The sequence below is a fragment of the Microbispora sp. H10830 genome, assembly GCF_014161375.1.
GTDB classification, from domain to species: domain Bacteria; phylum Actinomycetota; class Actinomycetes; order Streptosporangiales; family Streptosporangiaceae; genus Microbispora; species Microbispora catharanthi.
In genome coordinates this window covers 419,673-444,427 of sequence record NZ_JABBWX010000002.1, presented here as the reverse complement: position 1 = coordinate 444,427, position 24,755 = coordinate 419,673, and the positions used below count along the sequence as shown (strand labels likewise).

The window sequence follows — 24,755 nt, the reverse complement described above, 5'->3', positions numbered from 1 at the left end:
ACCACTGTCCGGCGGGCGGCGGGTCTTGTCACGATCGTGCCATGCGACACTGGCCGCTCCTGGCACTGCGACTGACGACCCCCCGGCTGGAGCTTCGCCTGCCCGGCCTGGACGACCTGGACGCGCTCGCCGACCGGGCGGCCGAGGGCGTCCACGACCCCGGCGAGATGCCGTTCGGCGAGCCGTGGACGGACGCCCCGCCGCACGAACGCGCCCGCTCGACCGTCCAGATCCACTTCCGGCAATGGGGCACCTGGTCGCCCGATGACTGGAGTTGCTCCTTCGTCACCGTGTGGGAGGGCCAGGTGGTCGGCGTACAGGAGATGCGGGCCCGCGATTTCGCGGTCACCCGGGAGGTCGCCACCGGTTCCTGGCTCGGGCGGCGCTTCCAGGGCAGAGGCATCGGCACCGAGATGCGCGCGGCCGTCCTGCACCTCGCCTTCACCGGCCTCGGCGCGCGGTACACGACGTCGTCCGCCTTCGTGGACAACACGAAGTCGCTGGCGATCTCCCGGCGGCTCGGCTACCGGGAGGACGGGCTCGCCGTGGAGAAGCGCAGGGGCGAGGCCGCCCTGCAGCAGCGGCTGCGGCTGTCGCGCGACGAGTGGACCACCCCCGGCGGGTTCGAGATCCCCGGCCTCGAACCCTGCCTGCCCCTGTTCGGAGCCTCGAACGGGATCACGGATGCAGGGGGAGCCCCTTGAGCGTCTTGTCCACGGCGTTCCTGGGGCCGTACACGGCCAGCCCGACGAGCGGCATCCCCTCGGCCGTGACGGCCCGTACGGCGGCCCGGTTGTCCACGTCGTTGCCGGTCTTGAACATCTCCTCGATGTAGACGGCGACGGCGAGCCCCCGTTCGACGGCACGGGCGCGCACCCGGGCCAGCCCGGCGGGGTCCGCGGCGTAGACGAGCACGGGCTGGCGGAACATCGGCAGGTAGGAGGTGCCCGAGCCGTCCTCGTACCGCTCCCCGATCACCTCGGGGTCTCCCCCCGCGACCGCGCCGGCCAGGAACGCCGTCACGTTCAGCTTCTGCCACACGGCCAGGTCCTCCCGGACCACGATGCCGATCTTGGTGTCGAAACGCATGCGCCCCAGACTGCCTCCGCGTGCACGGGCGGTCTTGTACGCTCGTGCGCCGCCGATCGGCGCACAATGGTGCTGTGGCACAGGACTGGTCCCGATACTGGCGCTCCCCGGACCGGTCGCTGGAGGCGATGCACGCCCACTTCGCCCGGCACGTCTACCACCGGCACAGCCACGAGACGTACTCCTTCGGCGTCACCGAAGAGGGCAACCAGGCGTTCACCTGCCGCGGGGCCGCGCACACCAGCGTGACGGGCATGGTCATGGCGTTCAATCCGGACGACCCGCACGACGGGCACGCCGCCGACGCCCTCGGGTTCACCTACCGGATCATTCACATCGGGCCGGAGCTGGTCACCGGCGTGCTGGGCGACCTGGCCGGCCGGGAGACGGGACCGCCCTTGTTTCCCCGCCCCGTCGTACGCGACGCGGTGCTCGCGGCCGGGCTCAGGGCGCTGCACACGGCCCTGCTCGCAGGCGCCGGCGCCCTCCGGCGCGATGAGTTGCTGACCGCCGTCGTCTCCTCGATCGTCCGGCGGGCCGCCACCCGGCCGGTGCGGGCGCGGGAGGCCACCTCCGCCGACGCCCGCCGCATCGCCGAGCGGGTGCGGAGCCGCCTTCAGGACGCCCCCCTCGCGGAGGTCACCGCCGACGACCTCGCCGCCGTAGCCGGGCGCAGCAGGTTCGCGGTCTACCGCGCGTTCCGTGTCGTGTACGGCATGGCGCCCAGCGACTACCAGCGCCTGCTCCGATTGCGTACGGCCCGGCGGCTGATCGCGCAGGGCCGTTCACTGAGCGAGGCGGCGGCCGAGGCGGGGTTCGCCGACCAGAGCCACCTCACCCGGTGGTTCGTCCGCTGTTACGGCATAAGCCCGGGAGATTACCGGGCGGCCGTACCGGTCTGACCCCGGCGCCGCGCACGTGCCTCAGGCCAGGCGGGGCGGGAACCCGCCGGTGGCCACCGGCCCCCAGGACTCCGGGGTGATCCGCACCAGCGACTTGCCCTGGCGGACCATGGCCGCGCGGTACTCCTCCCAGTCGGGGTGCTCCCCGGAGATCGAGCGGTAGTACTCGACCAGCGGCTCCAGGGCCTCCGGCAGGTCGAGCACCTCGGCGGTGCCGTCCACCTGCACCCACGGCCCGTCGAAGTCGTCCGACAGCACGACCACGCTCGCGCGCGGGTCGCGGCGGGCGTTGCGGGCCTTGGCGCGTTCGGGGTACGTCGACACGACGATGCGGCCCTCGGCGTCGACTCCGCACGTCACGGGGGACGCCTGGGGGCCGCCGTCGCGTCTCGTCGTGATCAGGATCGCCCGGTGGCGATCACGGACGAAGTCGAGCAACTGCTCACGGGAGACGGTCTCGGCGGTCGCGATCCTCGGACTCATGCTCGCTCCTCGCCTCCGGCTCGGAGTTCGGTCGTGCCGGAGGCGCGCAATCCAGCACTTCGCCAGACGCTGTGCCTATTGATTCGCTCGCTACGCTCACTCATGCGGCCACTTTAATCACCGTTCGGAGGCACGCTCCGCTCCACCAGGCAGGTGACGCCGTCGAGCAGGAGCCGCATGCCGAGCTCGAACAGGTCGTCGAGGCGGAAGTCGTACCCGTCCTCACCCAGCTCGCCGATGACCTTGGCGAAGGCCGGGTAGCGCCCCGACCCCGCGATGGCGCTCAGCGCCGGTCCCTGGACGTCCATCCACTGGTCCTCCGACAGTCCGGTCGCCGCTGCGACCTGCGCCTCGCGTTCCAGGTTGATCGCGAGGCCCTGCACGTGGCTGTAGAGCAGGATGTGGACGTCGAGCACGGTCGCGGGATCGAGGCCGAGGCCGTCGAGTGCGGCCAGCGCCCAGTCGGCGTGCACGGTCAGCCCGGGCAGCGCCAGCGGCCTGCCGAGCGGGCTGAGCTGCGCCAGCCAGGGATGCCGCCGGAAGATCGCCCATAGCGTCCGGCCCGCGATCTCCAGCCGTTCCCGCCAGCCCTCGGGGTGATCGCCGGGATAGCCCAGCTCGCCGAAGGCCGAGTCCGCCATGAGCAGGATCAGGTCGTCCTTGCCTCCCACGTACCGGTACGGCGACATGGCCGCGACCCCGAGCCGGGCCGCCACACCGCGCATCGACAGCGCCGGCAGCCCCTCGGCGTCGGCGATCTCGATGGCCGCCCGTACGACCCGCTCGCGGGTCAGTTCGCGTTCGGCTCCCGCGCCGGGCCGCCGCCGCGCCGCCTCCGCGTCGCGTGAGGGCGGCGCCGTGAGGCGCGCCCGATCTCCCGGCCGCGCGGCGGCTCCCGGCGGGGACGGGAGGGCCGGGGGTGGCTCCGCGACGACCGTGCCGACGCGGGGTTCGGCCCGGACCAGCCCTTCCCTGCGCAGCTCGGCGAGCGCCCTCGTCGCGGTGGCGAGCGCGACTCCCCACTGCGCGGCCACCTGCCGGGTCGAGGGCACCCGGTCGCCGGGCGCCAGCTCGCCCTCGACGATCCTGCGCCTGAGGTCGGCGGCGATCCTCGCGTACGGCGGCGTCACGTCGATCTCCTCTCTGTACTAGAACACAACCTATCTGTCCTAGTACAAAATCTCCTCATAATCCCAGCTTGCACGGCTTGTGCTTACACCGTACATTCACCGCATACGGCATCCACACCCCCAAGGGAGCTTCGATGACCAACGTGCTCGTCTCCGGCGCCGGTGTCGCGGGGATCACACTCGCCTCCTGGCTGCGCCGCCACGGCTTCGCCCCGACCGTGGTGGAGCGCGCGCCCGGCCTCCGCGCGGGAGGGCAGGCGATCGACATACGCGGCGTCGCACTGGAGGTCGCCGGCCGCACCGGCGTCCTCGACGAGGCGCGGCGCCTGCGCACCGGCCACCGCGGCATGTCCGTGTACGACGGCGAGGGCAACGAGATCATGCGCTCGGAGGAGATGACCTACAGCAGCGGCCGTCTCGACAACGACGACATCGAGCTGCTGCGCGAGGACCTCACCCGCCTGCTGTACGAGCGGACGCGCGGAGAGGTCACGTTCCTGTTCGGCGACTCGATCACCGCGCTGGAGCAGGACGAGCAGGGCGTGCTGGCCCGGTTCGAGCACGCCGAGCCGCGCCGGTATGACCTCGTGGTGGGCGCGGACGGACTGCACTCCACGGTCCGGCGGCTGGCCTTCGGGCCCGAGCGGGAGTTCGTCCACCACCTGGGGACCTACCTGGCCGTCTTCGGTATGGACAACTTCCTCGGGCTGGAGGACTGGCAGGTCTGGATGCAGGACGGGGAGCGCGGGTACGGCGTCTTCCCGGTCCGGGGCAACACCGAGCTGCGAATCACCCTCGGCTTCCAGTCCGAGCCGCTCGACCACCATGACCCCGCACGGCTGCGGGCGGCCGTGGCCGAGGCGTTCGCGGGCGCGGGCGGGGAGACGCCGAGGCTGCTGAAGGGCATGGAGGAGGCGAGCGACTTCTACTGCGACTCGATGGCCCAGATCCACCTGGACCGGTGGTCGTCGGGACGGATCTCACTCGTCGGCGACGCCGCCTACTGCCCCTCCCCTCTGTCGGGCCAGGGCACGAGCCTCGCCCTCGTGGGCGCGTACGTGCTGGCCGCCGAGCTGGCGGCGGCGGGAGGCGCGCACGAGGCCGCCTTCGCCAGCTACGAGCGGCGGATGCGGCCCTTCGTGGCGCTCAACCAGGCGCTGGCCACGGAAAACCCGGGCCGTGGGGCCTCCGAGGAGTCGGTCGATCGAGCCAAGGACGCGATCTCCCTGGACGGGTAAGGAGCCGCGAGGCGCTTTACCCTCCGTCGACCCGGCTACCACCCACTACGTACGTATGCCTCGAACAGGTATCGATACGGGTGTTTTCCCCCTCCCCACCCCAAGAGGCGAGAAGGCAGTCTGAAAACGTCTCAAAGAGTGCATGAGAGTTCAGGGGGACCGATCATGTGCCAGCACTACCCGCAGTGCCCGCCGGCGGACGCACCCGACCGCGACGCGGCCTGTCTGATCGCCTTCCACCCGGAGCAGGGATGGGGACTGCTCTGCAACGGCGTGGTGCTCTTCGACGATAGCGGTGAGCTCATGCCTGACGGTCGCAGCATCCCGGCTCGCGCGTCTCTGGGGTGTGCCGCATGAGCCTGCTTTACTGTCCCGTTCGGGACGAATCACTGTCATCCGCCCAGGGGGGCGACGCGCCCGATGCCCCGCAGCGCCGGCACTCCGCGGTCCGGCACCGCTGGGAGACGCTGCGGCAGCGGGTCGGCGACCTCGCGATCCAGATCGTGGACGACCCCGACGTCGAGGCGGCGTCCTGGCGACTGCCCTCCGACGCCACCTCCGTCGGGCGGGCCCGGCGGCTGGTCGGCGAGCGCCTGAGCGCCTGGGGCATGGAGAACCTGTCCGACGTGACGCAGTTGCTCGTGAGCGAGCTGGTCACGAACGTGCTGTGCCACACCTGCTGCGGCGACCTCGTCGTACGGCTGTCGGCCGTCGAGGGGCTGCTGCGCTGCGAGGTGGAGGACTGCGACGGCGGGATGCCCGAGATGGCTCGGCCGTCCGCCGCCGACGAGCACGGGCGCGGACTGCGGCTGCTGGACTCGCTGGCCTGTTGCTGGGGCGCGGAGCGCACCCGCCAGGGCAAGATCATGTGGTTCGAGCTGCCGGCCTACGCCTTTCGCTGACCGGCCCGCTCGCCGGGCCGTCCGCGCCGTCCGCGGCGAGGCCGTCCCCGCGCTCGCTCAGCCGTTCCTTCACCCAGGCGGCGACCTGGGCGCGCGACTTGAACCCGAGCTTGTCGAGGATGTGCTCGATGTGGCCCTCCGCGGTGCGCTGGGAGATGACCAGTCTGCCGGCGATGTCCTTGTTGCTCAGTCCCTCGGCGACAAGGTGCGCTATCTCGGTCTCCCTGCGCGTCAGCGGTGCGATCCGGCCCTCGAACGGCGCGGGCCCGCGGGCGGCGGGCGCCCGTTCGAGCAGGGCGAACCCCAGCGCCTCTTCCCGCGTCAGGGCCGCGCCCCGGGACACCTCGGCCTGGAAGGCGCGCTCACCCAGCGCCTCTCGGGTGGCCGCCTCGCACTCGTCGTGACAGCGGCTCATGTAGCGGAACTCCGCCAGCCGCGCGCCGACGGCCGGCCAGAAGGTCCGTACGATGCCGAGCAGCCGGGCGGCCCGCTCGTACTTCTGCTCCCCGGCCGCGAACCAGGCATGGGCCTCCAGGTTCATGCCCATGCCGAGCTGGTCGCCCACCGCCGCGTTGTAGCGCAGGCTCTCGTTGTCGATCTCGCAGGCCGCGCGCATGTCGTCCCGGTGCCAGGCGTCGATCGCCAGCGCCAGCAGCGCGTACGCCCGGTGCCAGCCCTCGCCGTACAGATCGCACAGGGCCACGCACTCCTCGGCGAGATCGCGGGCGACCGGACGGCCGAGGAACGCGTTGGCCAGGGCGAGCCGGTTGAGGGCCAGCGCGAGACCGATGGGGTTGCCGACGGCCCGGTGGGCGGCCGCCGCCTCCTCGTACCGCCGCATGCCGCCCTCCAGATCGCCCCCGGCCACGGCCGCCATGCCGGACAGGAACGCGATGTAGCCGAGCGTCACCCGTAGCCCGAGCCGCTCGGCGATCGCCGTGGCCTCCTCCAGCCGGGCCAGCGTGGTGGCGCAGTCGTCCCTGAGCAGGGCGATCCAGGCGCCCGCCCACAGCGCGTGGGCGCGCACCTCGCCGGGTTCCGTCGCGGCGGCCAGGCTCCGGTCGAACCAGCCGGCCCCCTCCGACAGGTGATAGCCGCTCCAGTGGTAGAGCAGTTCGGCGGTCATCGCCAGGCCCGTCTCGGCCTCTCCCGGCTCGCGCAGCGACCAGTCCAGGGCCTTGCGGAGGTTGGCGTGGTCGCGCTGCAGGCGTTCCACCCACGACTGCTGGGCGGCGCTGAACAGCTCCGCCCAGGCCCGTGAGGTGATCTTCCGGTAGTAGTCGCGGTGCCGCCGATGCAGCGTCGCCTCGTCCCCGGAGGCGGCCAGCAGCTCACGGCCGAACTGCCGCACCGTGTCCAGCAGGCAGTAGCGGACCACCCCCTCGGACTCCCGGCGGAGCAGGACCGACTTGTCGACCAGCCCCGCGACGAGTTCGAGCACGTCCTCGCGGGCGATGCCGTCGCCCGCGCACACCTGCTCGGCCGCCTCCAGGTCCAGGCCCCCGGTGAAGACCGAGACCCGCTGCCACAGCAGCCGCTCCTGCTCGGTGCACAGCTCGTAGCTCCACTCGAACAGCGCGCGCAGCGTACGCTGCCGGGGCAGCGCGGCCCGCGACCCACCGGTGAGCAGCCGGAACCGGTCGTCCAGCCGCTCCAGCACCTGCCGCACCGACAGGGCGCGCAGCCGTACCGCGGCCATCTCGATCGCCAGGGGCAGGCCGTCGAGCCGGCGGCAGATCTCGGCCACCGCCTCCTCGTTCTCCTCCGTCACCTCGAACCCGGGGACGACCGACGCGGCCCGCTCGGCGAACAGCCGGACCGCGTCCGACTCGGCGAGCGGCACCGCCGAATCGCCGCCCGGGGTGGGCATCGACAGGGGCGCGAGCTCGACGATCCGCTCGCCGTCGATGCCGAGCGCCTGCCTGCTGGTGGCGAGAACCCGAAGCTCGGGAAGCGCGCGGACCAGCGTGTCCACGAGCATCGCGCACTCGGCGAGAACGTGCTCGCAGTTGTCGAGCACGATCAGGGTCTGCCTGCCATGCAGGCGTTCGACCAGCGCGTCGAGCGGCGACCGGATCGAATGCTCGTTGACCGACAGCGCCTCGGCCACGGCCTGCGCCAGCAAGTCGGGATCTTCGAGCGCGGCCAGCTCGACCAGCCGTACGCCGCCGGGGAAGCTCCTGCGGACCTCCTCGGCCGCCCGCAGCGCGAGGCGGGTCTTCCCCACCCCGCCCACGCCGATGACCGTGACCACGTGCGAGGTCCCCAGCAGGCGCTTCAGTTCGGCCAGCTCGTGCCGGCGCCCCACGAAGCTGGTCACCTCCGCGGGCAGCCCGGCCGGTTCCCCCCTGACAACTCTCGTTCGCATAGCGGTCATGACGTCCACGCCGCCCCCGTCGTCCGGTACGCCATTACGTCGTGGCACATACCAGCGTACAAACGCGGTTCCGGCCGCGCCCTGTCCCACTCGTCGAGGCGTCCCGCCCGACCGGGCACCCCGGGGCGGGCTCAGCCCTTCATCCGCCGCAGGATCTGCTCGCGCCTGAGCTGCAGGTCGTCGATGAGCGCCTCCTGCTGCTCGACGTTGGTCAGCAGGGTGGCCTTCTCCGCCATGTCCGTGGGCGCGTCCCAGCTCTGCCCGATCTCCTCGCGTATCTGCTTGGTCTCCTCGCGCAGGCGCTCGATCTGGGCGTCCACCTCGTCGAGCTCCTTCTTGAGCTCCGGATCGTCCATGCCTCACCGTCCCGTTGCGTCACTCACGTTCGCCATGGCGCGTTCGTCCACCCCATTCCACGGGGACGGGAAACTATTCGGCGACGGCGGCAGGGAGATAGACGGTTTCGCCGGTCGCGCGGGCCCGCTGTGCGGCCGTAAGGCGCGCCACCAGGTAGGCCGGCATGACAGAGGCGGCCTGCTCCGCCGTGAAGAACCCGTAGTCGTCCAGCTCCTCCTCCTGCAGGACCACGCCCGTCTCGCCCGTCCCCTCCTCGAACATGCCGCAGTCGAACAGGAAGTGGACCAGCGGGATCGGCCGGTCGTCCAGCGGCGGCACCCACTGGACCACGAGGAGGCGGCCCACCGGCCGGGTGAGGCCCAGTTCCTCGGCCAGCTCCCGGCCGCAGGCGGCCTCTGGCGACTCGCCCTCGTCGATGTGGCCGCCCGGCCAGCCCCAGTGGTCACGGTAGCCCGGCTTGACGAGCAGGACCCGCCCGGAGGAGTCGGTGAGGAAACCGGCCGCCGCGGCGGCCACCTTGAACAGCCCCGCGTAGAAGGTGTCCGCCGGGATCATCGCAGCTCCGATCGCATGCCCTGAGCCTAGGACCTATCCGGATCGGCACATGGACACCGAACGTATTCGCGCAGGCGTGCACGCGCTCGCCGACCCGCCGGACTCCCGGCCCTGCCTCCATGAGTTCGAACCCCCAGTAGGGGATGTCCCCTAGATCGCGCGGAGGAGGGCGTACGCCCCGGGCAGTACGCCCAATCTGGTCTGCTCGCCCGATGTCCCGCCCGTGATCGCTCCCTACCGTCGAAGCAGACGTAAAAGGGGAGGTCATGGGACGCCGCAGGAACATCGCCGCCACCATCGGCGGCTGGAGCGCACGCCATCGGTGGTGGGCGCTGCTCGTCTGGGTCGGCTTCGTCGCCGTCGCGACGATCGCGGGCAACGCCGTGGGCACGGCGGAGATGCGCGGCTACGAGTCCGCGAACGGCGACTCGCGCCAGGCCGAGCAGATCCTCGACGGCGCGCGCTTCGCGAACGTCGCCGGCGAGGTCGTGCTGGTCCAGTCCCGCACGGGGACGCTCACGGTGACGGACCCGGCCTTCCGCCTGGCGGTCGAGGACGTCAAGAGGGCCGTCGAGGCCACCGGCCAGGTCGAGCACGTGCGCACGCCGTACGACAAGGAGCCCTCGCCGGTGACGCAGGACCGGCGCACGACGCTGGTCCAGTTCGACATGAAGGGCGACGGCGGCACGGCGGAGGAACGGATCCAGCCGGTCCTCGACGCGGTGGCCAGGGTGCAGGGGGCGCACCCCGGCCTTCGCGTGGAGGAGGCGGGCGCGGCCAGCTCGGCGAAGCTGATCGGCGAGGCGATCGACGAGGACTTCGTCCGCGCCGAGCAGCTGTCGCTGCCCATCACGCTCGGGATCCTGCTCGCCGCGTTCGGCGCGCTGCTGGCGGCGGTCGTCCCGGTCGCGCTGGCGATGACCGCGATCTTCGCGGCCACCGGCCTGCTGGCCCTCACCAGCCATCTCCTGCACGTCGACTCGGCGACGAGCAACGTCATGCTGCTGATCGGCCTCGCCGTCGGGGTGGACTACAGCCTCTTCTTCATCATGAGAGCGAGGGAGGAACGGGCGAAGGGCCGCGACAAGAAGCGGTCCATCGAGATCGCGGCCGCCACGTCGGGACGCGCCGTGCTCATCTCCGGCATCACCGTCATCGTGGCCATGGCGGGCATGTTCCTCACCGGCAACGGGATCTTCATGGGCTTCGCCGAGGGCACGATCCTCGTGGTGCTCACTGCCGTCGCCGGCTCGCTGACCGTGCTGCCCGCGCTGCTCTCGCTGATCGGCGACAAGATCGACGCCCGCCTGATCCACGGCACGGCGCGCGTGCTCACCGGCGGCCGGGTCACATGGCGGCGCGTCCTCGGTGTGCGCGGCGGCCAGAGCCGGATGTGGGGCGCGATCATGGAGCCGGTGCTGCGGCACCCGCTGATCTCGGTCGTCCTCGCCGGCGGTCTGCTCGCCGCCCTGGCCGTCCCGGCCTTCGGCCTGAAGACCGGCGCCCAGACCATCGACGACCTCCAGGGCGACTACCAGATCGCCGAGACGTTCAAGCGGATCGACAAGGCGTTCCCCGGCGGGAACGAGCCGGCGGTGATCGTGGTGAAGGCGGCCGACGTGACGACGCCGGCGTTCACCGCGAAGATCGAGGACTTCAGGCGGCGGGCGCTGGCCACGGGCGAGGCCAACGAGCCCTTCGCCGTCGCCGTCAACCCGGACAGGACGGTGGCCAAGATCAGCGTCGGCATCAAGGGCACCGGCGCGGACGAGGTCTCCGAGCACGCGATCCGCACCCTGCGGGACGAGGTCGTCCCGGCCACGCTGCCCGGCGCCCACGTCACCGGCAACACGGCCGGCTCGATGGACTTCAACGAGCAGCTCATGCGCCGCATCCCGCTCGTGTTCGGGTTCGTGCTGCTGCTGGCGTTCGTGCTGCTGCTGGTCTCGTTCCGCTCACTCGTCGTGGCGGTCAAGGCCATCGCGCTCAACCTGCTGTCCGTCGCCGCCGCGTACGGCGTGCTCGTGCTGGTCTTCCAGAAGGGGTACGGCGAGAGCCTCCTGGGCTTCCACTCGACGGGGACGATCACCAACTGGCTGCCGCTGTTCCTGTTCGTGATCCTCTTCGGGCTGTCGATGGACTACCACGTCTTCATCCTCAGCCGGATCAGGGAGGCGTACGACAGGGGCATGAGCACCGAGGACGCCGTGTCGTTCGGGATCAGGAGCACGGCGGCCGTGGTGACCAGCGCCGCGCTCATCATGGTGGCGGTGTTCGCGACGTTCGCCACGCTGTCGCTGCTGACGTTCATGCAACTGGGCATCGGCCTGGCGGCGGCCGTGCTGATCGACGCCACCGTCGTCCGCGCGGTGCTGCTGCCCGCGACGATGAAGCTGCTCGGCGACTGGAACTGGTACCTGCCGCGCTGGCTCGACTGGCTGCCGCGGTTGTCGCACGGCGACGACGTGGCCGAGGAGGCCCCGGAAGAGCGGGTCCCCGCCCTCGTCTGACACTCCGGCCCGTGCGCCGGAACGGTGCCGTGTCCATGACACCGGCACCGTTCCGGCACCGTGTTCCCGGCCGCTTCCCGGCCGCCAACGCGGCGCTAGGCGCCGGTGGTGCGGAAGCGCGACCGGTACGCGGCGGGCGGCACGCCGATCTCGCGGACGAACGCCCGCCGCATGGTCTCGGGCGAGCCGAACCCGGCGCGGCGCGCGACCACGTCGAGCGGATCGTTCCCGGCCTCCAGCAGGCCCCGCGCCGTCTCGACCCGGACGAGCTCGACGTACCGGGCGGGGGTCATGCCCGTCTCCCCCTTGAACAGGCGGCTGAGCTGGCGGACGCTCAGCCCCGCCCGGGCGGCCATCGCGGTCAGCCCGTGGTCCGCGGCAGGGTCGACGGTCACCGCGTCCAGTACCGGCCGCAGGGCCTCGTCGCGCCTGCCCCCGGAACGCAGCCGCACGCTGAACTGCGACTGGCCGCCCGGCCGCTGCATGAACACCACCAGGTGTTTGGCCACCGTACGGGCCAGGTCGGCGCCGTGGTCCTCCTCTACCAGGCCCAGCGCCAGGTCGATCCCGGACGTCACCCCGGCCGAGGTGATGACGCGGCCGTCCCGGACGAAGATGGCGTCCGGGTCGACCGTCACGCGGGGGTAGGTGAGCGCCAGCCGGTCGGCCAGGTCCCAGTGGGTGGCCGCCCGGCGGCCGTCGAGGATCCCGGCCGCCGCGAGGACGAAGGCCCCGGCGCACACCGATGCCGTGCGCCCGGCCCGCTCCGACAGCCGGCGGACCTGTTCGAGCAGGGCCCGGTCGCATTCGGTGGCCGCGACGTCCGGGCTGCCCGGCACGAGCAGCACGTCGGGCGCCTCCCCGGTCAGGTCCTCCAGCGCCAGGTCGGCACCGAGCCGGACGCCGCCGCTGGTCCTGATGTCCCGCCCACCAGGAGAGGCGGTCCGCAGCCGGTACGTCGCTCCGTGCTCGTTGGCGACGGTGAACACCTCGAGCGGGCCGGTCACGTCCAGCAGCCGGACGCCGTCGTACACGACGACGACCACGCAGTGGCCCACCCCCGTCCGGACGCCCATGCGTCCAGTCTGCGCCACCCCGCTCCTCACCTCCGTCGAAGATCTCACACCACCAGGAGGAGCGAGGTCGGCGTGTGCAGCTCGACCTCGTGGCCGACGCGGCCGGCCCGGGCGGAGCCGTCGACCGCGGCGAGAACTCGGGTGCACATGGGGTTTCTCCGAGGTGTGGGACGTGGTCAGGACGGGGTGTGCTCGCGCTGGAACAGGGCGGCGACGGCGGAGAGGACGAGCAGCACGGCCGACAGCCACAGGCCCCGGGCGATGCCGCCCTGGCTGTCGGACAGCAACCCCGAGACGAGGGGTCCGACGGCCTGGCCGAGCGAGAAGGCCACGGTCAGCAGGGCGATGCCCGCCGTCCAGCCGTGCGCGGGGAGCATCCGCCGGGCGATCACGGTGGCGGCCGTCGGGCCGGCCATGAAGCCCGCACCGAAGACGACGGCCGACAGCAGCGCGGCGGCCGATCCGGGGGTCATGAGCAGCACGGGCAGCACGCCGAGGAAGACCAGCGCGGCGACGAGGGCGGGGGCGTGCCCGCCGCGGAGCCGCCCCGTGAGGTGGCCCCAAACCGCCAGCGTGGCGACCGCCGATGCCGCACCGAGCACGACGAAGAACACGGCGACGATCGAGGAGCCCAGCCCCTGGGTGCGCAGCAGTGCGACCGCGAACGTCATGTAACTGACGTATCCGGCTCCGAAGAGCGCATACCAGACCAATGTGGGGGCGAGGCGGCGCACCTGGCCGGCGGTGAGCAGGGTCGCGTGCGGGCCGGTGGGCTCGCCGACCGCACGGGCGCCGAGCCAGGCGGGCAGCAGGGCGACGACCGAGGCGAGGCCCATCAGCAGCCAGCCGAGCCGCCAGCCCGCGTCCTGCCCGGCCGACAGCGCGGCCGGCACGACGAACCCGGAGATCACCACGCCCGCGCCGACGCCCGCCATGTAGATCGCGACCGGCAGCGCCGCGCGGCCGCGGCCGGCGCCGGTCGCGACACGCGAGGCGAGAGCGGAACCGACCACGAACGCGACCGCCGTGGTGAGTCCCCCCACGAAGCGCAGGACGAGCAGCGCGGGGAAGTCCGCTGTGGCGGCCGTCGCACACAGGGACAGCGCGCTCACCAGGAGACCCCACAGGAACGCGGCGCGGTTGCCGAGCCGCCGCGCCCAGAAGGCGGCCGTGGCCGCGCCGATGATGTAACCCAGCGCGTTGGCCGTGTTCATGCCGCCCGCCTGCGCGTACGACCAGTGCAGCCGCTCGTGCATGGCAGGGAGCAGCAAAGCGTAGGCGAAGCGGGTGAAGCCGAGCGCGACGACCGGCCCCGCGGCCAGGCCGAGCGCGGTGAGGGCCGGCCGGGCGGGTGACGCGCCGACGGGGGACGGGGATTGGGCGACGGCGCCAGGGTGATCGACAGGACGCATGCGATGTCCTCCTGATGGACGGGTGCAGGAATCACCTGGCATCAATGCGCTGGGCCGGGCGATCCATCGCCGTCGTATGGGACACGGATCCCTCGAATCCGGCCACGTGTCGACGCATGTGCCGGGGCGGCGCGACCTGGCCGATGGATCCACTCCCGCTCGCCGGACTCCAGGGGGAGTCGGTCGTAACGCGTGGGAGGAAACCCGCTAGCCGGTCGTGCCGAAGCTCAGCGGCGTGCGCAGACCGAGCTGCGTGTACAGCTCCAACTGGTCGTAGTAGTAGCGCTGGCTGACGACAAGGTCGTCCGCCAGGTGCCAGAACCAGGAGCAGCGCACAGTGGTGAAACGTCCCGTCGGCGGCAGGACCTGGCCGTCGGCGACCAGGTACGGCCCCACATGGGTCCCCGTGGCCTGCAGCTCGGTCGCCAGCGCGTCACCGAAGCTGATCTTCCCCCAGAGCGTGAACCGCAGGTCGGGAAAGCCCTCCCACATTTGCAGAATGTAGGAACCGATCTCCTCCGGGTTCCCCGCCTCCATCTCCGGCCCGACCACCACCGCGCCCGGCGCGAAGCACCGCAATACAGCGTCAAGGTCATGGGTGTTCATCGCGGCGAGCATGCGGTCCACGACGTCGGACATCGCAGAACCCCCTCTCCGGACAAGCGTATCGAAACACCGGTTAAACAGGACGAAAGGCAATCACCGAGGGGTGGCCGACGTCGCCGATGACGGGGCGGCCGTTCGCACACGTGTGGTGGAGGTCACGCAAGGGGCAAGAAGCACATAACGGTAAAATGCATCTACGTGGGGCATACGGGTGAGAACAGTCGCAAACCCCTGATCTACTGGACCGCCGGTGTGCTCGCGTACATGGTCGCGGTCTTCCACCGCCAGTCGCTCGGCGTGACAGGGATCGACGCGGCGGCGAGGTTCGGGGTCGGGTCGGCGGCGCTGTCCACCCTCGCGATGCTGCAGTTGCTCGTCTACGCGGCCCTGCAGATCCCCGTCGGCGTCCTGGTCGACCGCCTCGGTTCGAAGCGCATGCTGCTCATCGGCGCGGCGGTCATGGCCCTCGGCCAGCTTCTGTTCGCCGTCGCCACCGGCCTGGGGGCGGCCGTCGCCGGGAGGGTGCTGGTCGGCTGCGGCGACGCGATGACGTTCATCAGCGTGATCCGGGTGGTCAACGTCTGGTTCCCACCCCGCCGCAACCCGCTGATCGTCCAGCTCACCGGCATCCTCGGCCAGTTCGGCGCGGTCGTGTCGGCCGTGCCGCTGATCACCTCGCTGCACGCGTACGGCTGGACGCCGACCTTTGTGTGGGCGGGGGGCCTGGGGGTGGTGGCCCTGGCCGCCGTCGGCCTCTTCCTGCGCGACCGGCGGCCGGAACGCCCGCTCACGGCGCTCGGCGTGCGGGCGGCCTGGGCGGAGCCGGGCACCCGCCTCGGGATGTGGACCCACGCCGCCACCCAGTGCTCGTCGGCGGCCTTCACGATCCTGTGGGGCTATCCCTTCCTGGTGCAGGGCCAGGGCCTGTCCCCGCGTACGGCCGGCGTGCTGCTGACCGCGCTGACGCTGCTCGCGATGGGCTGCGGGCCGCTGCTCGGCCACCTCGCCGGGCGCTTCCCGCTGCGCCGTTCGTGGATGGTGCTCACGGTCATCGGCGCCACGGCCGGCACCTGGACGCTCGTCCTCCTGTGGCCCGGCCCCGCCCCGCTGTGGACGCTCGGGCTGCTCATGCTGGCCCTCGCCACGAACGGCCCCGGCTCGATGGTCGGCTTCGACTACGCCCGCACGTTCAACCCGGCCGAGCGCATCGGCGTGGCCACCGGCATCGTCAACGGCGGCGGCTTCGCCGCCTCGATGTCCCTGATCGCACTCGTCGGGGTCGTCATGGACCTGCAGGACGACTTCCGCTGGGCGTTCGCCGTGCAGTATCCGATCTGGCTGCTCGGGGCCGTACAGGTGATCCGCTACCGTGCCCGCGCCCGCCGCCGCGCCACCCTTCAGTCCGCCCCCGCCCCCGCTCCGGCCCCCGCCTGACGGAAGCTGCCGAGGCTACGAAGGCCGTATGAGTTCGACCAGACCCGGCGAAATCTTGGCGAGCTTCCTGTCGGCGGTGAGAAGCGCCGTGGCTCCGCTCTCGTGAGCTGTGGCGAGGATCAGAGCATCGGGAACGCGTACCGAGAGGTCTCCTGCCCGGATCTGAGCGGCAGCCTCGGCGGTGGCCTCAGAGGGCAACAGAACATCGTCAAGACCCGCTTCCCGGAACCTGTGCAGCGCCATCTCCGCTGCGGGGCCCCTCCGGATCGCACCTACCCGGCATTCGCTCCAGGTGATCAGGGAGATGGCGAACAAGGCTCCCCGGGCCTCCCACGCTTCAGCGGCCTCGCCCGCGTCCGTGTGCAAGGCGTCTCCAGGATCCAGTAACCCGCTCACGATGTTCATGTCCAGCAACACCAAGGGTCGGCCGGTCATTGCCAGCTGTCCCTGCTGTTCTCCACGTCCACCGCATCCGTGAAGCCCGGGATGGTTCCTATCACACCCTTGAAACGACTGCGATGACGGCGAATCACGATGTGGTCGTCCTCGTCCGCGATGTCGACCGCGTCCCCTGGCCCGAGACCCAGCTTGCGCAGGAGGGAGACCGGAAGGGTGATCTGGTTCTTACGAGAGATGCGCGCAGGCCCCCTCCGGGCCGACGGGTTCGCGTCCTCCATGAGCTTTACCGTTGCCACCATGAGTAAAGGCTAAACACCATCACTCTCTGTGCACAAGCGGATTCGAGGAGACATCAAATACGCAGAAGTTCCACGAAGGGGTCGGGGAAGTGGGCGGGGGCGAGGACGGCGGCCCGGGCGAGGATGTCCTTGCGCGTCCGTACGGCGAGGCCGGGGTCCTCGTCGTACACGTAGCGGATCGTCGGATCGGCCAGCTGGACGGGGTGGTGCAGGGCGTCGCCGCTCATGATGACGTCCCCCGCCTCGACGATCTGGTGGCCGGGCGTGTGGCCGGGCGCGTGCACCACCCGGACGCCGGGCACGGCTTCCACGTCCCCGTCGATGACGTCGAGCAGGTCCCGCAGGGGGTCGAGGATCAGTTCGCGCACCGGGTCGGCGGCCCACTCGACCTCCGCGCGCTGCACGAGATGGCGGGCGTTCGGGAAGGCGGGAGCGCCGTCCACGACCGCGCCGCCCATGTGGTCGCTGTGCAGGTGGGTCAGCACCACGACGTCCACGTCGGCCGGAGCGGCCCCGGCGGCGGCCAGTTCCGCGACGAGGCGGCCGGGCAGGGGCGCCCAGGTCGCGGGCGAGTCGGCGCCGCCGATCCCGGCGTCCACCAGGACCGTACGGCCCGCCGCCCGCACCAGGAAGCAGTGGAAGTGCAGCACCCACTCCTCGCCGGGCTCGAACGCCGCACCGGCGAACATCTCGGGCAGCGGCTTGCGCACCGGTTCCTTCATGGGACCCACGGCATCGCAAAGTGGGACGATCTCGACACCGGCCACGATTCTGGGCTCTTGCGGCATCGCACCACGATAGAAGAAGCGCCCACCATTGAAGAAGCGCGGGTCAGCGGGCGGCGGCAGGGACGGGCGTGTAGTCGACGTCGAGGTCGGCCGCGTAGACGGCGCGCTCGCAGTGGGCGCAGCGGTAGAGGATCGGACCCTCGTCGAGTTCGGTTCGGCAGCGCGGGCAGCGGCGGCGGGTGTGGGTCATCGTGGTCTCCCCCTTCGAAAGTTCCTTGCGCCTCCATGCAACCTCCGGCGGCTTGCCGTACTCCTGCAGCCGACTTGTCGCCGGGTCGCAGTCCCGCGCGGGGTGGATGATGGACGGGTGCTCGCCGACGTCATCGACCACCTCGTCTGCCCGGCCTGCCGTACGGCGATCCACCTGGCCGAGGGGTCGGTCAGGTGTGCGCGCGGCCACTCCTTCGACGTGGCGCGGCAGGGGTACGTGAACATGCTCACCCGCCCGGCCGGGACGGCCGACACGCCCGCCATGGTGGCCGCGCGGGCACGCTTCCTGGAGGCGGGCCACTACGCCCCGCTGGCCCGCCGCCTCGCGCGGATGTGCGAGGGCGCCGCGGTGGTCGCCGACGCGGGCGCGGGCACCGGCTACTACCTGGCCGCGGCACTGGACCAGGACGCGGTGGGCATCGCGATCGACGTGTCCAAGCACGCGCTGAAACGGGCCGCCCGCGCGCACCCCCGCATCGGCGCCGTTGTGGCGGACGTGTGGCGGCCGATCCCCGTCGGCGACGCCCGCGTGGACGTGCTGCTCAACGTCTTCGCGCCGCGCAACGCGGAGGAGTTCGCCCGGGTGCTGCGGCCCGGCGGCTCCCTGGTCGTCGTCACACCCGGCCCCGGCCACCTGAGTCCGCTCGTCGAGCGTCTCGGCCTGCTGAGCGTGGACGAGGACAAGGACCGCCGCCTGGAGGACACCCTGGGCGGCCGGTTCGCCCGCATCGGTGAGGAGACCGAGGAGATCGCCCTCTCCCTCGGCCACGACGAGGTCGAGGCGGTGGTCGGCATGGGCCCGAGCGCCTGGCACACGCGGCCTGAGGAACTGGCCGCGAAGACCGCCGCGCTGCCCGGCTCCATGCCGGTGACCGCGTCCTTCCACATCACCCGCTGGACGGTGTCGTCCTGACCAGGCGGGCCTGGCCGGTGACGACCTGACCGCGCGGCGCGGATCACGAGCGCGGGATCGCCACGCCCCTGGTGCGGAGCGCCGGGGCGACCGCCGCGGCCACCCCCAGCAGGAAGCAGATCGCGATCACCGAGACGACCGGCAGCCACGGCACGTCGAAGGCGAACGGCCCGGCCAGGCGCAGCAGGGCCGCCTCCAGCCCCAGCAGGCCGAGCGCCGTGGCCGCGAATCCCAGCACCGCTCCGACCGCCACCACCGCCAGCGCCTCCGCCGCGACGTATCGCAGCACCTGCGCCCGCGTCGCTCCCAGCAGCCGCAGGCCGCCCCGCTCCGCCGCCCGGTCGGAGGCCGCCATCAGCAGCGTGTTGACCAGCGCGATCACGGTGTAGCAGAGCATGATCCCCAGCACGGCCAGCAACCCGAGCCGGCTGGCCGAGGCCTGCCGGTCGCCGGACTCCCGCACCCACTCGGCCCTGCTCACCGCGCGGGCGTTGTGGCCGCGTACGGCCTGTTCGAGCGCGGCCCGTACGACCGGGGCCGCCACCCCCGGGCGCGGCGTCACGTACGCCACGGAGGGCAGCGCGGAGAAGGCGTGGGCGGGCGTGACGTAGGCGTCGGCGGGCGAATCGTCCCCGAGCACGCCGGTCACCGTCAGCGTGACCGGGCTGCCGTCGGCGCGCCACATGCGCACCCGCTGCCCCAGGCTCAGCTCCCAGGTTCGGGAGACGACGATCGTGTCGTCGCGCAGCCCGGCCGTCGATCCGGCGACCAGCGGGACCGACAGCGCCGTGGACAGCGTGCCCGGCTCGACGGCCTGGGCGGGCCTCCGGATGAGCTGGGTATCGCCTTCGAGCGTGTACACACTGGTCTCGGCCTCGGTGGCGACGTCCGCGCCGGTGATCGCCCGCAGCCGCTGGACGAGCTGCCGGTCCAGTCCGGCGTCCCCGTCGGGGAGCACCAGGTAGTCGGCGCGCACCGGCCGGGTCTGCAGCGCCGATTTGGCGGCGTCGGTCATCGCGGCCCCGCCCAGCAGCGAGGCCGCCAGCGCCACGGTGACCAGGACGGGCGCCGCCGTGGCGGCGGTCCGCCTGGCCGAGGCCGCCGTCCCGCCCGCGACCACGACGCCGCCGGCGCCGCGCAGCCGTTCAAGAGGCGCGACGAGCAGGCGGGTGACGGGCCGCACGAAGACCGGCGCGAGCAGGCCCAGCGCGGCGATGAGCAGCATGACGATCGGCATGAAGGTCTTGTTGTTCGTGGCCGACCCCGGATCGCCGACGGCGTTGACCGCCATGCTGACCACCGCCGTGCCCAGCAGGCCCAGCCCGGCGATCCACCGGCCCCAGGTCATCGCACGGGGTTCCACCGCCGCCTCGCGCAGCGCCTCGGCGGGCCGCACCCGCCCGGCCCGCCGCGCGGCCACGGCCACGCCGGTCACGGCGACCAGCACTCCGGTGCCGAAGGCCACCCAGGCGGGCACGGACGACCGCGACGGCGTCAGCCACTCCGGCGCCATCCCGAGCGCGGCCAGCCGGTCGAGGATCGGCCGGGTGGCCAGCGGGCCGAGGAACGCGCCGACCGCGGAGGCGGCCACCGCGACAAGGGCGGCCTCGCCGTACATCATCCGCCTGACCTGGCCCGCGGTCGCACCGATGGTCCGCAGCAGGGCGAACTCGCGCCGCCGCTGCCCCACCGCGAACGCGAACGTGGACGAGACCACGAAGATCGCAATGAAGGCCGCGAACCCGGCGGCGATGCCGGCGATCGTGTCGGCGTTGTTGCGCGCCCGCTCGTCGGCCTCGCGGGACGGATCGGCCAGCGCCCGGTCCTGCCCGATCAGCACCCGCGCCGCCCCCGACACCGCCTTCGTCACCTCGGCGGCGGGCCGCCACAGCGCGAGCGCGTCCACGCGCGACGACAGCCGGGCGGCACGCGTGTCGGCGAAGAACACCGTGGGCTGCGGCCCCGCCGTCGTGACGCCCACCACCCGATACGTCTCGATCCCGGTCGCGGTGACCACCGGCACCCGCGTCCCCACCAGTGCTCGCGCCCCGGCGGACGCCCGCCGCCGCTCGGGCTGGGTCCCGGCACTGATCGCGATCTCGCCGTCCCCCGAGGGCGCGCGGCCCGCGACGAGCGTCTGCGGGGCCGTACGGGCGGCCGACCAGGGCCTGCCCACCGCCGCCGGCCCGTCCGAGAGCCGCGCGGGGAAGACCCGGTCCACCACCGCGCCGGGGAAGCGGGCGACCAGGTCGTCCCCGAGACCGCGCGGCTCGGCCAGGGGCGCACTGCTGCCGCCCTGCCAGGTGTCCACGGTGAGCCTCTCGTCGGGCACGACCACGACGGGCGCGGCGGCGTACCGCTGCGGCCCCCGCGGCGGCGACGTGACGCTGGAGGCCAGCACCTGGCCGAGCGCGGCGATCAACGCGGCGCCCAGCGCCAGCGCGGCGAAGGTGCCCGTGAAAGAGACCCAGCGCGTACGCAGCGTGGACCAGGCGATCCTCAGCACGACGCCTCCAGCTGCAGCATCCGGGTGGCGACCAGTTCGGCGGTGGGCTCGTACAGCTCGCCGAACACGCGGCCGTCGGCCAGGAACACGACCCGGTCGGCGTACGAGGCCGCCACGGGGTCGTGGGTGACCATGACGATGGTCTGGGCCTGCCGGTCCACCAGCGTGCGCAGCAGGCGCAGCACGTCGCGGCTGGTGTTGGCGTCGAGCGCGCCGGTCGGCTCGTCGGCGAAGAGCACGGCGGGTCGGGTGACCAGCGCCCGCGCGATGGCCACCCGCTGCTGCTGCCCGCCCGACATCTCGGCGGGCCGGTGCCCGGCGCGCTCGGCCAGGCCCACGGCACCCAGGCTCTGCCGCACCAGCTCCCGGTCGGGGCGCCGCCCGGCGAGCCGCAGCGGCAGGCCCACGTTCTGCTCCGCGGTGAGCGAGGGCAGCAGGTTGAACGACTGGAACACGAAGCCGATCCGGTCCCTGCGCAGCAGCGTCAGCTTCCGGTCGCCGAGTGCGGCCAGGTCACGGCCGTCCACGACCACCCGGCCCGCGCTGGGCCGGTCCAGCCCGGCCGCGCACTGCAGCAGCGTCGACTTGCCCGACCCCGAGGGTCCCATCACGGCCGTGAACGTGCCGGCGCCGAAGCCGATCGTGACGTCGTCCAGCGCCGTGACGCCGTGTGCGTAGTGTTTGGTGACCCCGAGGAGATCGACCGCTTGCGTGTTGTTCACCCTGAGAACGCTAGGAACGCCGACGTCCGGGGGGTATCGGACACATGACTAGGATGCCGGGGTGCTGTGGGGGCGTGCGACCGATCAAGCGGTGATCGACGGCTTGCTCGACCGGGCGCGTGCCGGACGTTCCGGCGTGCTCGTGGTCGGGGGCGATCCGGGCATCGGCAAGACGTCACTGCTGGCCTACGCCGGGGAGCGCGCCCAGGACATGGGCGTGCTGCGCGGCGTCGGCGTCGAGACCGAGGCGGAGATCCCGTTCGCCTCGCTCCACCTGCTGCTCGGGCACGGGCTCGACCGGCTGGACACGCTGCCCGAGCCGCAGGCGGCCGCCCTGCGCGGCGCCTTCGGCCTGGGCCCGGTGACCAACCGGCTCCTGGTGGGCCTGGCCGTGCTGTCGCTGCTGGCCGAGCTGGCCGAGGGCGGGCCGCTGCTGTGCCTGATCGACGACGCGCAGTGGCTCGACCAGGAGTCGGCGCGGGCGCTGCGGTTCGCGGCCCACCGGCTGCACGCCGAGGGCATCGTCATGATCTTCGCCGCGCGCGACGGCTTCGATCCCTCGGGCCTGCCCGAGCACCGGCTGCCGGGCATCGACGAGGGCAGCGCCGCCACGCTGCTCGCCCACGCGGCCCCCGGGCTCGCCCCCGGCACGCGCGACCGGGTCATCGAGGAGAGCTGCGGAAACCCGCTCGCCCTGCTCGAACTCCCGCGTACGGACCTGCCCGCCTACGACCGGAGCCCGCTGCCACTGCCCGCCCGCATCCAGCGGGCGTACGAGGCCCGCATCGCCGAACTTCCCCCGGACGCCCAGAAGGCGCTGCTGGTCACCGCGCTGACCGACGGCGGCGACCCGGACGTGATCGTACGGGCGGGCCGGGAGCTGGGGATCTCGCCCGCGGCGCTGGGAGTGGCCGAGAAGTCCGGCCTGGTCAGGATCGACGGCGGCCGGGTGGCCTTCACCCACCCCCTCATGCGCGCGGCGGCCTTCCGGCACGGCACCTACGATCTGCGGCTGGAGATCCACGCGATCCTGGCGCGGCTGCTCGAGCATCAGCCGGACCGGCGGGCCTGGCACCTGGCCGCCGCCGCCACCGGCCCCGACGAGACGGCGGCGCGGGCGCTGGAGCAGGCCGCACGGCGCGCCCGGGAGCGCGACGGCAACGCCGGGGCCTGCGCCGCGCTCGAACGGGCCGCCGAGCTCACCGAGGACCACGCGCTCAAGGCGGGGCGGCTGACCGAGGCCGCCGTCGCCGCCGCCGACGCGGGCCAGGCCGGCCGGGCCAAGGAGCTGGTCGAGCGTGCCGCGGCGCTGGTCACCGACCCCCGTTCCCGCGCGCGGCTGTGCGACCTGCGCGCCAGGATCGCGTTCGACGAGGGCGCCCCTCACCTGGCCCACGACCTGCTCATGACGGGCGCGGAAGAGCTGACGGCGCTCGCGAAGGCGGACGCGGAGGGCCCCGGCGGGCCGGACTCCGACGAGCAGGCGCGGCAGGACCGGATCGCGGCCGGGCTCATGCTGACCGACGCCGCACGCAACGCCTGGCAGCTCAGCGACCCGGCCAGGGTCGCCGAGGCGGCCGAACGCCTGCACACGCTCGGCCTGCGTCCGGAGGACGGCCTCGACCCCGCCGTCCAGGCGGTGACCGGCGCGGCCGTGCTGCTGCGGCAGGGCCCGGCGCAGGGCCTCCCCATCATGCGCGACATGGTCGCCAGGGGCGGCCGGATCGCCTCCGGCGCGCACACGTTCCGGATCAACGCGGCCTTCGTCGCCCCGCTCGTCGGCGACTTCAGGACCGGGCACGACATCTCGGCCGCCATGGCCGCGGAGTGCCGGGCCACCGGCGACATCGGCAAACTCCCCCTGGTCCACGTCACGCTCGCCGCCGCCGAGCTGTATCTGGGCAGGTTCAGGGACGCCGAGGCCACCGCGGGCGAGGGCCTGCGGCTCACCTCCGGCACGGGGCAGCGCAACCGGGCGGGCTACCTGGAGGGCACGCTGGCGTGGCTGGCGGCCGTACGGGGGGAGGCGGACCGATGCGCCGAGCTGGCCGCCCGCTCGCGCGACCGCTTCGACGCCAACCACATCGTCAACGGCCTGGCGTGGGCCGAGTGGGCGCTGGCCCTGCTCGACCTCGGCCAGGGCCGGTTCGCCGAGGCCCTCGACCGGCTCGACACCGCCATGACCGGCCCGGTGCGCCACCAGATCCAGGCCGTCTACTTCGCCCCCGACCAGATCGAGGCGGCCGTACGGCTCGGGCTGCCCGCACGCGAGCCGCTGCGCCGGTTCGAGGAGTGGGCGGCGGCCTCGGGGCAGGACTGGGCGCTGGCCGTCCTGCACCGCTGCCGCGCCCTGCTCGAAACCGACTGGGAGCGGGCGCACGAGGAATTCGGCGCCGCCGTACGGCTCCACGCCGGCAGCGGGCGTCCCTGGGAGGCGGCCCGCACCAGGCTCGCCTTCGGGGAGCGCCTGCGCAGGGAGCGCGACAAGGGCAGTGCCCGGCCGCACCTGCGGGCCGCGTGGGAGACCTTCGAACGGCTGGGCGCCCGCCCGTGGGCCGAGCGCGCCCGCACCGAGCTGCGTGCCACCGGAGACACCAGTTCCCCGGCCGCGCGTACGGAAGCGCTGTCGGCGCTGTCCCCGCAGGAACTGCAGATCGTGCGGCTGGCCGCCAAGGGCCTGACCAACCGGGAGATCGGCGCGCAGTTGTTCCTGAGCCCGAAGACCGTCAGCTATCACCTCTATCGGGCGTTTCCGAAGCTCAACGTGGCCAGCCGCGCCCAGCTCGCCGGCCTGGACCTGTCCTGACCGGTACGCCGCCCGAACTCGTGGCCCGACATCGCCTGTTT

The 24,755-nt window shown here is 72.7% G+C and carries 24 protein-coding genes; 9 read left to right on the top strand and 15 right to left on the bottom strand.

Annotated features, from left to right (window positions below):
* Window positions 1–41: 41 nt before the first annotated feature.
* Window positions 42–704 carry a GNAT family N-acetyltransferase gene (locus HHX35_RS06835; RefSeq protein WP_182898032.1) on the top strand — a complete coding sequence of 221 codons (663 nt, stop codon included), beginning with the start codon at window positions 42–44 and terminating at the stop codon, window positions 702–704.
* On the opposite strand, the gene HHX35_RS06830 is transcribed toward HHX35_RS06835, so the two are convergent.
* Entirely contained in the window at window positions 679–1,089 is a 411-nt protein-coding gene (locus HHX35_RS06830) for a DUF2000 domain-containing protein (protein ID WP_182898031.1), read from the bottom strand. The genes HHX35_RS06835 and HHX35_RS06830 overlap by 26 nt on opposite strands.
* A gap of 74 nt (window positions 1,090–1,163) precedes the next feature.
* Here HHX35_RS06830 and HHX35_RS06825 point away from each other — a divergent pair, with 74 nt between their 5' ends.
* On the top strand, window positions 1,164–1,991 hold the full coding sequence (locus HHX35_RS06825) for an AraC family transcriptional regulator (protein WP_310738925.1): 828 nt from the start codon (window positions 1,164–1,166) through the stop codon (window positions 1,989–1,991).
* Between the two features lie 21 nt (window positions 1,992–2,012).
* Here the strand turns inward: HHX35_RS06825 and HHX35_RS06820 are convergent, their stop codons facing one another.
* Window positions 2,013–2,474 (bottom strand): PPOX class F420-dependent oxidoreductase, encoded by a 462-nt coding sequence (locus HHX35_RS06820; protein WP_182898030.1) that lies wholly within the window; start codon window positions 2,472–2,474, stop codon window positions 2,013–2,015.
* Between the two features lie 113 nt (window positions 2,475–2,587).
* The gene (locus tag HHX35_RS44525) at window positions 2,588–3,604 is read right to left on the bottom strand and encodes a GntR family transcriptional regulator (protein ID WP_310738924.1); all 1,017 of its coding nucleotides are present in this window, start codon (window positions 3,602–3,604) and stop codon (window positions 2,588–2,590) included.
* Between the two features lie 134 nt (window positions 3,605–3,738).
* Here HHX35_RS44525 and HHX35_RS06810 point away from each other — a divergent pair, with 134 nt between their 5' ends.
* The 3 genes from HHX35_RS06810 (at window position 3,739) to HHX35_RS06805 (ending at window position 5,744) form a co-directional block, all read left to right on the top strand.
* Window positions 3,739–4,842 (top strand): FAD-dependent monooxygenase, encoded by a 1,104-nt coding sequence (locus HHX35_RS06810; protein ID WP_182898029.1) that lies wholly within the window; start codon window positions 3,739–3,741, stop codon window positions 4,840–4,842.
* 165 nt (window positions 4,843–5,007) lie between these two features.
* Window positions 5,008–5,199 (top strand): DUF5999 family protein, encoded by a 192-nt coding sequence (locus HHX35_RS42520; RefSeq protein WP_139573866.1) that lies wholly within the window; start codon window positions 5,008–5,010, stop codon window positions 5,197–5,199.
* Window positions 5,196–5,744, top strand: coding sequence for an ATP-binding protein (locus tag HHX35_RS06805; protein ID WP_182898028.1), 549 nt, complete (start codon window positions 5,196–5,198; stop codon window positions 5,742–5,744). Before HHX35_RS42520 ends, HHX35_RS06805 begins: the two co-directional genes overlap by 4 nt.
* Here the strand turns inward: HHX35_RS06805 and HHX35_RS06800 are convergent.
* The 3 genes from HHX35_RS06800 to HHX35_RS06790 all read right to left on the bottom strand — a co-directional run bounded on the left by HHX35_RS06800 (window position 5,707) and on the right by HHX35_RS06790 (window position 9,033).
* A complete protein-coding gene (locus tag HHX35_RS06800; RefSeq protein WP_182898027.1) occupies window positions 5,707–8,112 on the bottom strand; it encodes a LuxR C-terminal-related transcriptional regulator in 2,406 nt (801 codons plus the stop codon). The genes HHX35_RS06805 and HHX35_RS06800 overlap by 38 nt on opposite strands.
* Before the next feature lie 140 nt (window positions 8,113–8,252).
* A complete protein-coding gene (locus tag HHX35_RS06795) occupies window positions 8,253–8,477 on the bottom strand; it encodes a DUF342 domain-containing protein (RefSeq protein WP_139573863.1) in 225 nt (74 codons plus the stop codon).
* A gap of 73 nt (window positions 8,478–8,550) precedes the next feature.
* A complete protein-coding gene (locus tag HHX35_RS06790; RefSeq protein WP_182898026.1) occupies window positions 8,551–9,033 on the bottom strand; it encodes an NUDIX hydrolase in 483 nt (160 codons plus the stop codon).
* 266 nt (window positions 9,034–9,299) lie between these two features.
* Between HHX35_RS06790 and HHX35_RS06785 the strand changes: the two genes are divergently transcribed.
* Window positions 9,300–11,543 carry an MMPL family transporter gene (locus tag HHX35_RS06785; protein ID WP_182898025.1) on the top strand — a complete coding sequence of 748 codons (2,244 nt, stop codon included), beginning with the start codon at window positions 9,300–9,302 and terminating at the stop codon, window positions 11,541–11,543.
* 95 nt (window positions 11,544–11,638) lie between these two features.
* On the opposite strand, the gene HHX35_RS06780 is transcribed toward HHX35_RS06785, so the two are convergent.
* From HHX35_RS06780 to HHX35_RS06770, 3 genes are all read right to left on the bottom strand, one after another.
* Complete coding sequence (locus HHX35_RS06780) at window positions 11,639–12,619, bottom strand: GlxA family transcriptional regulator (protein ID WP_182898024.1); 981 nt, start codon at window positions 12,617–12,619, stop codon at window positions 11,639–11,641.
* Between the two features lie 176 nt (window positions 12,620–12,795).
* On the bottom strand, window positions 12,796–14,031 hold the full coding sequence (locus HHX35_RS06775) for a YbfB/YjiJ family MFS transporter (RefSeq protein WP_182898023.1): 1,236 nt from the start codon (window positions 14,029–14,031) through the stop codon (window positions 12,796–12,798).
* A gap of 207 nt (window positions 14,032–14,238) precedes the next feature.
* Window positions 14,239–14,670: an ester cyclase gene (locus tag HHX35_RS06770; RefSeq protein WP_182898022.1), complete on the bottom strand. Its 432-nt coding sequence runs from the start codon at window positions 14,668–14,670 to the stop codon at window positions 14,239–14,241.
* A 165-nt stretch (window positions 14,671–14,835) separates the two neighbouring features.
* Between HHX35_RS06770 and HHX35_RS06765 the strand changes: the two genes are divergently transcribed.
* On the top strand, window positions 14,836–16,071 hold the full coding sequence (locus tag HHX35_RS06765) for an MFS transporter (RefSeq protein ID WP_310738923.1): 1,236 nt from the start codon (window positions 14,836–14,838) through the stop codon (window positions 16,069–16,071).
* A gap of 15 nt (window positions 16,072–16,086) precedes the next feature.
* Here HHX35_RS06765 and HHX35_RS06760 read toward each other — a convergent pair whose 3' ends face one another.
* From HHX35_RS06760 to HHX35_RS06745, 4 genes are all read right to left on the bottom strand, one after another.
* A complete protein-coding gene (locus HHX35_RS06760) occupies window positions 16,087–16,476 on the bottom strand; it encodes a PIN domain-containing protein (RefSeq protein ID WP_182898021.1) in 390 nt (129 codons plus the stop codon).
* Window positions 16,477–16,502: 26 nt separating this feature from the next.
* A complete protein-coding gene (locus HHX35_RS06755; protein ID WP_182898020.1) occupies window positions 16,503–16,748 on the bottom strand; it encodes an AbrB/MazE/SpoVT family DNA-binding domain-containing protein in 246 nt (81 codons plus the stop codon).
* Between the two features lie 74 nt (window positions 16,749–16,822).
* The gene (locus HHX35_RS06750; RefSeq protein ID WP_259404826.1) at window positions 16,823–17,491 is read right to left on the bottom strand and encodes an MBL fold metallo-hydrolase; all 669 of its coding nucleotides are present in this window, start codon (window positions 17,489–17,491) and stop codon (window positions 16,823–16,825) included.
* Window positions 17,492–17,600: 109 nt separating this feature from the next.
* Complete coding sequence (locus HHX35_RS06745) at window positions 17,601–17,747, bottom strand: hypothetical protein (protein ID WP_182898018.1); 147 nt, start codon at window positions 17,745–17,747, stop codon at window positions 17,601–17,603.
* 117 nt (window positions 17,748–17,864) lie between these two features.
* On the opposite strand from HHX35_RS06745, the gene HHX35_RS06740 reads away from it, so the two are divergent.
* Entirely contained in the window at window positions 17,865–18,680 is an 816-nt protein-coding gene (locus HHX35_RS06740) for a zinc finger domain-containing protein (protein ID WP_182898017.1), read from the top strand.
* A gap of 43 nt (window positions 18,681–18,723) precedes the next feature.
* On the opposite strand, the gene HHX35_RS06735 is transcribed toward HHX35_RS06740, so the two are convergent.
* Both HHX35_RS06735 and HHX35_RS06730 read right to left on the bottom strand, forming a co-directional pair.
* The gene (locus HHX35_RS06735) at window positions 18,724–21,186 is read right to left on the bottom strand and encodes an FtsX-like permease family protein (protein ID WP_182898016.1); all 2,463 of its coding nucleotides are present in this window, start codon (window positions 21,184–21,186) and stop codon (window positions 18,724–18,726) included.
* Complete coding sequence (locus HHX35_RS06730) at window positions 21,180–21,908, bottom strand: ABC transporter ATP-binding protein (protein ID WP_182898015.1); 729 nt, start codon at window positions 21,906–21,908, stop codon at window positions 21,180–21,182. The genes HHX35_RS06735 and HHX35_RS06730 overlap by 7 nt, the downstream gene beginning before the upstream one ends.
* A 61-nt stretch (window positions 21,909–21,969) precedes the next feature.
* Between HHX35_RS06730 and HHX35_RS06725 the strand changes: the two genes are divergently transcribed.
* Complete coding sequence (locus HHX35_RS06725) at window positions 21,970–24,714, top strand: LuxR C-terminal-related transcriptional regulator (RefSeq protein WP_182898014.1); 2,745 nt, start codon at window positions 21,970–21,972, stop codon at window positions 24,712–24,714.
* The last annotated feature ends 41 nt before the right edge of the window (window positions 24,715–24,755 follow it).

Coding starts and splice junctions, on each gene's coding strand:
- HHX35_RS06835 (WP_182898032.1), top strand. CDS start 42: ATGCGACACTGGCCGCTCCTGGCACTGCGACTGACGACCCCCCGGCTG.
- HHX35_RS06830 (WP_182898031.1), bottom strand. CDS start 1,089: ATGCGTTTCGACACCAAGATCGGCATCGTGGTCCGGGAGGACCTGGCC.
- HHX35_RS06820 (WP_182898030.1), bottom strand. CDS start 2,474: ATGAGTCCGAGGATCGCGACCGCCGAGACCGTCTCCCGTGAGCAGTTG.
- HHX35_RS06810 (WP_182898029.1), top strand. CDS start 3,739: ATGACCAACGTGCTCGTCTCCGGCGCCGGTGTCGCGGGGATCACACTC.
- HHX35_RS42520 (WP_139573866.1), top strand. CDS start 5,008: ATGTGCCAGCACTACCCGCAGTGCCCGCCGGCGGACGCACCCGACCGC.
- HHX35_RS06805 (WP_182898028.1), top strand. CDS start 5,196: ATGAGCCTGCTTTACTGTCCCGTTCGGGACGAATCACTGTCATCCGCC.
- HHX35_RS06800 (WP_182898027.1), bottom strand. CDS start 8,112: ATGCGAACGAGAGTTGTCAGGGGGGAACCGGCCGGGCTGCCCGCGGAG.
- HHX35_RS06795 (WP_139573863.1), bottom strand. CDS start 8,477: ATGGACGATCCGGAGCTCAAGAAGGAGCTCGACGAGGTGGACGCCCAG.
- HHX35_RS06790 (WP_182898026.1), bottom strand. CDS start 9,033: ATGATCCCGGCGGACACCTTCTACGCGGGGCTGTTCAAGGTGGCCGCC.
- HHX35_RS06785 (WP_182898025.1), top strand. CDS start 9,300: ATGGGACGCCGCAGGAACATCGCCGCCACCATCGGCGGCTGGAGCGCA.
- HHX35_RS06780 (WP_182898024.1), bottom strand. CDS start 12,619: ATGGGCGTCCGGACGGGGGTGGGCCACTGCGTGGTCGTCGTCGTGTAC.
- HHX35_RS06775 (WP_182898023.1), bottom strand. CDS start 14,031: ATGCGTCCTGTCGATCACCCTGGCGCCGTCGCCCAATCCCCGTCCCCC.
- HHX35_RS06770 (WP_182898022.1), bottom strand. CDS start 14,670: ATGTCCGACGTCGTGGACCGCATGCTCGCCGCGATGAACACCCATGAC.
- HHX35_RS06760 (WP_182898021.1), bottom strand. CDS start 16,476: ATGAACATCGTGAGCGGGTTACTGGATCCTGGAGACGCCTTGCACACG.
- HHX35_RS06755 (WP_182898020.1), bottom strand. CDS start 16,748: ATGGAGGACGCGAACCCGTCGGCCCGGAGGGGGCCTGCGCGCATCTCT.
- HHX35_RS06750 (WP_259404826.1), bottom strand. CDS start 17,491: ATGAAGGAACCGGTGCGCAAGCCGCTGCCCGAGATGTTCGCCGGTGCG.
- HHX35_RS06745 (WP_182898018.1), bottom strand. CDS start 17,747: ATGACCCACACCCGCCGCCGCTGCCCGCGCTGCCGAACCGAACTCGAC.